This window comes from Paraclostridium benzoelyticum (assembly GCF_001006285.1).
GTDB classification, from domain to species: domain Bacteria; phylum Bacillota; class Clostridia; order Peptostreptococcales; family Peptostreptococcaceae; genus Paraclostridium; species Paraclostridium benzoelyticum.
The window spans coordinates 1-4,367 of record NZ_LBBT01000080.1 but is presented as its reverse complement, the minus strand read 5'-3'; the positions used below and the strand labels follow the sequence as shown (position 1 = coordinate 4,367).

The window sequence follows — 4,367 nt, the reverse complement described above, 5'->3', positions numbered from 1 at the left end:
TTTCAATTTTACTTAGCCATTTATAGTATGAAGATCTAGCAATACCTGCAAATTCACATAATGAAAGTATTGGATATCCTATTTTATTTAATTCCTTTATTGCAGTATATATAGTTTCTTTTTTTATACTATTGAATATCATCTCCTCTCTATTTCTTCCAACTTTTTTAAGAAATCTATTTCCATTTTTAAGCGGTCATTTTCAATTTTAAGTAACTTCATCTGAACTTCTAGTTGTTCTTTTTCTGTCATAAGCTCTATTTCTTTAGCCTTACCTCGTTTATCTTCAAGCCCTTTATATCCATGTTTTTTATATTTTCTAACCCAATTGTAAATTTGTTGGTAAGATACTTTATATTTATCTGAAGTTAGATGATAATCAAAATTATTAGTCATGCAAAATCCAACAATTTCAACTCTTTCATCAAACGTTGTTTTTCTCCCTTTAATCATAAGTTTCTTCTCCTTGTTATTCTGAGATTTAGTCATATTATGATTATTATTATACTTGATTATCCAACGTTGAAGTACAGATATACTAGATATTTTGTATTTACTGCATACATCTAATAGCGAATATTTACCTGATAAAAAATCCTTCACTGCTAGTATTTTAGTCTGTGTCGAATAGTACTTATTTGTAGGTTTATTTTTTAAACCTTCAATGCCAATAGATTTATATGTAATAATCCATCTTCGCACTTGTTCTGGACAAACACCAACTTCTTTAGAAATTTCAATAATACTCTTACGATTATTGATGTAATTTAATACTTCCTTTATTTTTACTTCATCACTAACTTTAGCTTTTCTAGGCATAAAAACATACTCCCTTCATAGTTGCAGTTTTTATTATTTAAACTGTCTACTATAAAGGGAGCATATCAAGGTTAAGATTACTACTTTTTTTACGCTTAAGGAAATTATACTTAATTAAATTTTGTGGATAACTTATGTAACATAGTGATACAAATGTTTTGGTGAAAGTAAAAAATGACATTTTGAGCAACGGACGGAGTCGTTGGCGATATGAAGTGGTTCGCAGACGTAGTCGCTCAAGCGAAGCGAATTTTTTATTATATGTTTAAAAATTAAGACTCTATTTTAGTATGAACAACTTTCAAGACTTAAACATAATATATAGTATTCTTTAAAATTATTATGAGGTGGGAGGGTTTATGAGTAAATTTAATTTTATGATAGATGGAAAACATATAACTAATGAAGAAGAACTTCATCAGTTTATACTAGACAAAATAAATTTTGATAATGAAGAACTTGTGTTAGATGATAGCTATAGGGGGAGAAAGAAAAAGAAACCAGAATGCAAGCCTCATGGACCAAGACCTGTTTGTCTTAAGTTAATGTTCCCGTATAAGGTTGAGGTTATGTGCGGTTGTAAGCAAATGATATTTGGAATATTAGTAGATGAGCACGGCCACCCTGTAAAGAATCCTCTTATTGAATTTGAACTATCTGATTATAGTATAGGAAACCTTAGTTTTAGTCCAGCTCTTAGTTTTGGAGATGGGTGTTTTTGCACAACATTTGTGGGAGAAAGGGTAGGTTGCGGATTTTTAAAAATGTGTTGTAAGGGAACTGATTTAGATAGAGTTATACCTGTAGAAGTTACCCCTAATTGTGGATGTTAGAGAAGAGTACTTTTAAGCTCTTCTCTATTTTTACTTTAAATAGGACAAGCTAAGTTAGATTCAAAATTTAATTAAATCCATATTATTTTTAATTAAAATAGAGTATTATATAAAAAGAGGTGAAGACATGAAACAATATAAACATTTAATATTTGACTTAGATGATACTTTGTTAGACTTTCAAGATAACGAAAGAAACTCTTTAAAGGTTATTTTTAAAAAGTATAATATTCCTTTTGATGAAAAATCATTTAATCAGTATAAGTCTATAAATAGAGGATTTTGGAGTCAGATAGAACAAGGAACTATAGAAAAAGAAGCGGCACTAACTAAAAGATTCGAAGAATTTTTTGCTTTGTATGGATATGATGTTAAAGGTGAAATAGTAGAAAAAGAATATCAAAATTGCTTAACTAAAGGACATAAAACAATTCCTAAAGCTATGGAAACTTTAATGGAATTAAAAAATAGAGGATACAAGATATTTGCAGGAACTAATGGGATAGGAAAGACTCAAAAACAAAGACTTAAAGATTCTAAAATGGTGTATCTATTTGATGACATATTTATTTCTGAAGAAATGGGAGTTGAAAAGCCAAATTCTAAGTTTTTCGAAATAATTTTTAATAAGTACGATTTTATGAAAAAAGAAGATACTCTTATGATAGGAGATAGTTTAGCTTCTGATATAAAGGGTTCTAATAATTTTGGTATTGACTGTGTATGGTTTAATCCTTTAGAGAAAAAATCTAATGATATAAAACCTACATACGAAATTTCTGATATATCTCAACTATTATCAATGTTAAATAAAGAAACTAGTTTAGCTGTTTAAAAGTGTAAATAAAAATTTAAAAACTGGGTATATACGGGTAAAAAGAGGTGAAAATTATGAGTAATGAAATAAAGGTTCAAAGACCATACAGACATTTTAAAGGGAATTTATATTATGTACATAGTATAGTTAAACATTCAGAAACGGGAGAGGAATTGGTATCATATCAAATGCTTTATCCTCCTTATGATATGTATGTTAGACCACTTAAAATGTTTCAAGAGAAGGTAGAAGAAGGAAGAGAAGATAATATAACTAATCAAGTTTATAGATTTGAACTATATACAGGAAAATAATTAAGAGGTGATGATATGGCAGGTATAAAATTTGATATACAAGAAAGCTTTGGTGTTATTTCGGAAACTTCAAATGGATGGAAAAAAGAATTAAATTTAGTAAGTTGGAATGATAGAGCACCTAAATTTGATATAAGAGATTGGGATTCAAATCATGATAAAATGGGAAAAGGATTAACTTTAAGTACCGATGAATTAAGAGAACTTAAAAGAATTCTTAATGAAATAGACTTATAAAATTTAATAATTATATTTTTATGTATCCTATATATAAAACATTGATAAAAATGTTTGTTTATATAGGATATTTTTATGCAAAAAAACTATAAAATTTTCAAATTTAAAAATAGCTAGAGATAAGTTAAATTAATGAATGTATAGATAACCATTAAAAAAATAAATGATAAGTATGAAAAACTTGAATTAGTAAAATTGCTTAAAACTGTGTAAAATCAATACTTGAGAGGTATATATATGTATGTAATTAAAAATTAAATTAGACTTTAAAAAATAATTTATAAATACAAAATATCATAAAAGAGGGTGGTTAAATGAATAAATATATAAATAAACTTGAGAATATGCACATAGGTATAAGTGGAACGTGCTTAGCATTTATAACACTTAGTAATAGTTGGCAAATTAAAGATATCGGATATTTAAAACCAATTGCTATAGCTATAGCATTAGGAATGCTTACTCTTATGCTCATAAGATTAATAAGATTTCCAAAAGTAATGTATAAAGAATTGAAAGATCCAGTTGTAGGAACATTTTATCCAACTCTTGGGATGGTAACTTGGTTAGTTTCAGGATACTTCTATCCTAAGTTTCCAACTGTATGTAGTACATTATGGATAGGGGCAGCTATATATCATTATGCAATAATTATTTTTTATACAGTAATAAGAATTAAAGAAAAGAAATTTAGCAATATAATGCCAACTTGTTTTATAGTATATACAGGTATGATAACAGGTAGTGTTGCTAGTAAAGGTATGGGAGGTATAATACCTGAAATAGCTCAGTTCATGTTAATGTTTGGATTTGTATTTTACACAATACTTTTACCAGTAGTCCTTTATATAGTATTTAAAAGTGAGATACTAGATGATAAAAAATTACCTACTGTTGGTATAGTTTGTTCCCCTGCACCACTTGGAGTAGTAGGTATATTAACAATAGATCCAAATCCTAATATATATATGTTAACTTGGTTGATAGTAACAGGATTAATTCTTTTAGTAGTTGTATATGGATATATATTAAAACTATTTAAAGAAGGATTTAAACCAACATATGCATCATTTACATTCCCATTAGCAATAGCTACTTTAGCAGCGTATAAGTTAGCTGTATACTTTACATATATAGGATATGCAAAATTAGGAGAAATGTTTAATTTATTAGGTAATATAGAAATATTTATAGCAACATATGTAGTGTTCTTTATATTATTAAACTTCTTAAATATGTTCTTTAAAGCAATAAACCCAAGAGTTGGAGAATACTTAGAAAAAGAAGAAGAGTTAATCGGTGGAACTCTTTACTCTCATGAAAAATAAGATTAAATAAATTTTGAAT

General features: G+C 27.3%; 6 protein-coding genes. 5 read left to right on the top strand and 1 reads right to left on the bottom strand.

Annotated elements, in window-relative coordinates; all coding sequences use genetic code 11:
* Positions 1-138 precede the first annotated feature (138 nt).
* Positions 139-819: a helix-turn-helix domain-containing protein gene (locus tag VN21_RS03785; RefSeq protein WP_046822119.1), complete on the bottom strand. Its 681-nt coding sequence runs from the start codon at positions 817-819 to the stop codon at positions 139-141.
* Between the two features lie 359 nt (positions 820-1,178).
* Here VN21_RS03785 and VN21_RS03780 point away from each other — a divergent pair, with 359 nt between their 5' ends.
* The 5 genes from VN21_RS03780 to VN21_RS03760 all read left to right on the top strand — a co-directional run bounded on the left by VN21_RS03780 (position 1,179) and on the right by VN21_RS03760 (position 4,348).
* The gene (locus VN21_RS03780; protein ID WP_046822118.1) at positions 1,179-1,652 is read left to right on the top strand and encodes a hypothetical protein; all 474 of its coding nucleotides are present in this window, start codon (positions 1,179-1,181) and stop codon (positions 1,650-1,652) included.
* A gap of 127 nt (positions 1,653-1,779) precedes the next feature.
* Positions 1,780-2,487, top strand: a complete 708-nt coding sequence (locus VN21_RS03775; protein ID WP_046822117.1) for a YjjG family noncanonical pyrimidine nucleotidase — start codon at positions 1,780-1,782, stop codon at positions 2,485-2,487.
* A 56-nt stretch (positions 2,488-2,543) separates the two neighbouring features.
* Positions 2,544-2,783, top strand: coding sequence for a DUF1653 domain-containing protein (locus VN21_RS03770; protein ID WP_046822116.1), 240 nt, complete (start codon positions 2,544-2,546; stop codon positions 2,781-2,783).
* A 15-nt stretch (positions 2,784-2,798) separates the two neighbouring features.
* Positions 2,799-3,020, top strand: a complete 222-nt coding sequence (locus tag VN21_RS03765) for a YdbC family protein (RefSeq protein ID WP_046822115.1) — start codon at positions 2,799-2,801, stop codon at positions 3,018-3,020.
* A 314-nt stretch (positions 3,021-3,334) separates the two neighbouring features.
* Positions 3,335-4,348: a TDT family transporter gene (locus VN21_RS03760; protein ID WP_046822114.1), complete on the top strand. Its 1,014-nt coding sequence runs from the start codon at positions 3,335-3,337 to the stop codon at positions 4,346-4,348.
* Positions 4,349-4,367: the final 19 nt, after the last annotated feature.

Bases quoted from the DNA above. Each gene is read 5' to 3' on its own strand.
- VN21_RS03785 (WP_046822119.1), bottom strand. From the start codon at position 819: ATGCCTAGAAAAGCTAAAGTTAGTGATGAAGTAAAAATAAAGGAAGTA.
- VN21_RS03775 (WP_046822117.1), top strand. From the start codon at position 1,780: ATGAAACAATATAAACATTTAATATTTGACTTAGATGATACTTTGTTA.
- VN21_RS03770 (WP_046822116.1), top strand. From the start codon at position 2,544: ATGAGTAATGAAATAAAGGTTCAAAGACCATACAGACATTTTAAAGGG.
- VN21_RS03765 (WP_046822115.1), top strand. From the start codon at position 2,799: ATGGCAGGTATAAAATTTGATATACAAGAAAGCTTTGGTGTTATTTCG.
- VN21_RS03780 (WP_046822118.1), top strand. From the start codon at position 1,179: ATGAGTAAATTTAATTTTATGATAGATGGAAAACATATAACTAATGAA.
- VN21_RS03760 (WP_046822114.1), top strand. From the start codon at position 3,335: ATGAATAAATATATAAATAAACTTGAGAATATGCACATAGGTATAAGT.